Genomic DNA, 3,053 nt, shown 5'->3' with positions numbered 1-3,053 from the left:
CTCCGAAGAGGTGCGGGCCGTCGTCGCGGAACTACGGGACGTCACTTGTCGGTGTCGTCCTTCTTCTCGTCCTCGTCTTCACCCTCGACGACCGGGATCAGCGAGAGCTTGCCGCGCGAGTCGATCTCGGCGATCTCGACCTGGACCTTGGCGCCGACGCCGAGCACGTCCTCGACGTTCTCCACGCGCTTGCCACCGGCGAGCTTGCGGATCTGCGAGATGTGCAGCAGACCGTCCTTGCCCGGCATGAGCGAGACGAACGCACCGAAGGTGGTGGTCTTGACGACCGTACCCAGGTAGCGCTCGCCGACCTCCGGCATGGTCGGGTTGGCGATCGCGTTGATCGTGGCGCGGGCGGCCTCGGCCTGCGAGCCCTGCTGGGCACCGATGTAGATGGTGCCGTCGTCCTCGATCGTGATGTCGGCGCCGGTGTCCTCCTGGATCTGGTTGATCATCTTGCCCTTGGGGCCGATGACCTCACCGATCTTGTCCACCGGGATCTTGACGGTGATGATCCGGGGGGCGTTCGGGGACATCTCGTCCGGGACGTCGATGGCCTCGTTCATGACGTCCAGGATGTGCAGGCGCGCGTCACGGGCCTGCTTCAGCGCGGCGGCCAGGACCGAGGCGGGGATGCCGTCGAGCTTGGTGTCGAGCTGGAGCGCGGTCACGAACTGCTTGGTGCCGGCGACCTTGAAGTCCATGTCGCCGAAGGCGTCCTCCGCACCGAGGATGTCGGTGAGGGCGACGTAGTGCGTCTTGCCGTCGATCTCCTGCGAGATCAGGCCCATGGCGATACCGGCGACGGCGGCCTTGAGGGGCACACCGGCGTTCAGCAGCGACATGGTGGAGGCGCAGACCGAGCCCATGGACGTCGAGCCGTTGGAGCCCAGCGCTTCGGAGACCTGGCGGATCGCGTAGGGGAACTCCTCGCGGGTCGGCAGGACCGGCACGATGGCGCGCTCGGCGAGCGCTCCGTGGCCGATCTCGCGGCGCTTGGGCGAGCCCACGCGGCCGGTCTCACCGACGGAGTACGGCGGGAAGTTGTAGTTGTGCATGTAGCGCTTGCGGGTCACCGGGGAGAGGGTGTCCAGCTGCTGCTCCATGCGGAGCATGTTGAGGGTGGTGACGCCCAGGATCTGGGTCTCGCCACGCTCGAACAGCGCCGAGCCGTGCACGCGCGGGATGGCCTCGACCTCGGCGGCGAGCGTACGGATGTCCGTGACGCCGCGGCCGTCGATGCGGACCTTGTCCTTGATGACGCGCTCGCGGACCAGCTTCTTGGTCAGCGAGCGGTACGCGGCGGAGATCTCCTTCTCGCGGCCCTCGAAGGCCGGCAGAAGCTTTTCTGCGGCGATCTCCTTGACGCGGTCCAGCTCGGCCTCGCGGTCCTGCTTGCCGGCGATGGTGAGCGCCTGCGTCAGCTCGGAGGTGACGGCGGTCGCGAGCGCCTCGAAGACGTCGTCCTGGTAGTCCAGGAAGACCGGGAACTCGCCGACCGGCTTGGCGGCCTTGGAGGCGAGGTCCGACTGGGCCTTGCAGAGCGCCTTGATGAAGGGCTTCGCGGCGTCCAGACCGGCGGCGACGATCTCCTCGGTGGGAGCCTCGGCGCCGTCCTTGACGAGCTGGATGGTCTTCTCGGTGGCCTCGGCCTCGACCATCATGATCGCGACGTCGCCGTCCTCCAGGACGCGACCGGCGACGACCATGTCGAAGACGGCGTCCTCGAGCTCGGTGTGCGTCGGGAACGCGACCCACTGGCCCTTGATCAGGGCGACGCGGGTGGCGCCGATCGGGCCGGAGAAGGGCAGGCCCGCCAGGATGGTGGAGCAGGAGGCGGCGTTGATCGCGACCACGTCGTACAGGTGGTCGGGGTTGAGCGCCATGATCGTCTCGACGATCTGGATCTCGTTGCGCAGGCCCTTCTTGAAGGAGGGGCGCAGCGGGCGGTCGATCAGGCGGCAGGTGAGGATCGCGTCCTCGGAGGGCCGGCCCTCACGGCGGAAGAAGGAGCCGGGGATCTTGCCGGCCGCGTACTGCCGCTCCTCGACGTCCACCGTGAGGGGGAAGAAGTCGAGGTTGTCCTTGGGCCGCTTGGAAGCGGTGGTGGCCGACAGCACCATGGTGTCGTCGTCCAGGTACGCGACGGCGGAGCCGGCGGCCTGCTTGGCCAGGCGGCCCGTCTCGAAGCGGATGGTGCGGGTGCCGAAGGTTCCGTTGTCGATAACGGCCTCGGCGTAGTGGGTCTCGTTCTCCACTAGTGATTTCTCCATACTCGTCGTCTTTCGTCCTCGCGCCCGTGTGGCGGGGGACGGTGCGGGAGAGGCGCACCATGGATGCGGGCCGGTCTTCGATCGAAGCTCCCGGGCATGTTCCCGGGGGCCACTACCGAGGACCGGCGGCGGCGCCGTAGCGCCTCTCCCTCGTTCCTGCGGGTCGCGCGTGTTCGTCGCGCGGGTCTTGCGGGTCGTGCGGGTGTCGCTGGACCCAGGTTACTGAGCTTGACACCGGTCGTGCACGTACGGCAAAGGGAGCGGTCCCCTCAAACGCGGGAACCGCTCCCTCTCCACAGCGTCCTTACTTGGCGCCGCCGGCCGCGCCACGGCGGATGCCGAGGCGGTCGACGAGCGCACGGAAGCGCTGGATGTCCTTCTTGGCCAGGTACTGCAGGAGGCGGCGACGCTGGCCGACCAGGATCAGCAGACCACGACGGGAGTGGTGGTCGTGCTTGTGCGTCTTGAGGTGCTCCGTCAGGTCCGAGATCCGGCGGGAGAGCATGGCGACCTGGACCTCGGGGGATCCGGTGTCACCCTCCTTCTGGGCGAACTCGGACATGATCTGCTTCTTCGTAGCGGCGTCGAGCGGCACGCGTACTCCTCTTGATGTTCGAAGCGCCCACGAGTGCCCCTGGTCTTGATCTCAGGGGAGCTTCCGTGACTCGGAGGCGAAGGTCCGATGAGCGCAGCCCCCAGGATGATCCGAGGACGCGTACACAAACGGCCACGGACAGACTACCAGCCGTTCGGGTCACGCCTCGCCGCCCGCCGCTGGTC

2 protein-coding genes are annotated in these 3,053 nt (G+C 67.8%); both read right to left on the bottom strand.

Going from position 1 to position 3,053, the window contains the following annotated elements:
* Nucleotides 1-41: 41 nt before the first annotated feature.
* Nucleotides 42-2,258, bottom strand: a complete 2,217-nt coding sequence (locus tag ACFWM7_RS34720; protein ID WP_383268609.1) for a polyribonucleotide nucleotidyltransferase — start codon at nucleotides 2,256-2,258, stop codon at nucleotides 42-44.
* Nucleotides 2,259-2,577: 319 nt separating this feature from the next.
* Nucleotides 2,578-2,868 (bottom strand): 30S ribosomal protein S15, encoded by a 291-nt coding sequence (gene rpsO, locus ACFWM7_RS34715; RefSeq protein WP_003965855.1) that lies wholly within the window; start codon nucleotides 2,866-2,868, stop codon nucleotides 2,578-2,580.
* Between the last annotated feature and the right edge of the window lie 185 nt (nucleotides 2,869-3,053).

Origin of the sequence: Streptomyces sp. NPDC058375 (genome assembly GCF_042723425.1) — a bacterium.
GTDB lineage: Bacteria > Actinomycetota > Actinomycetes > Streptomycetales > Streptomycetaceae > Streptomyces > Streptomyces durocortorensis.
The sequence above is the reverse complement of the archived record's forward strand: the minus strand, read 5'-3'. Positions and strand labels throughout refer to the sequence as shown.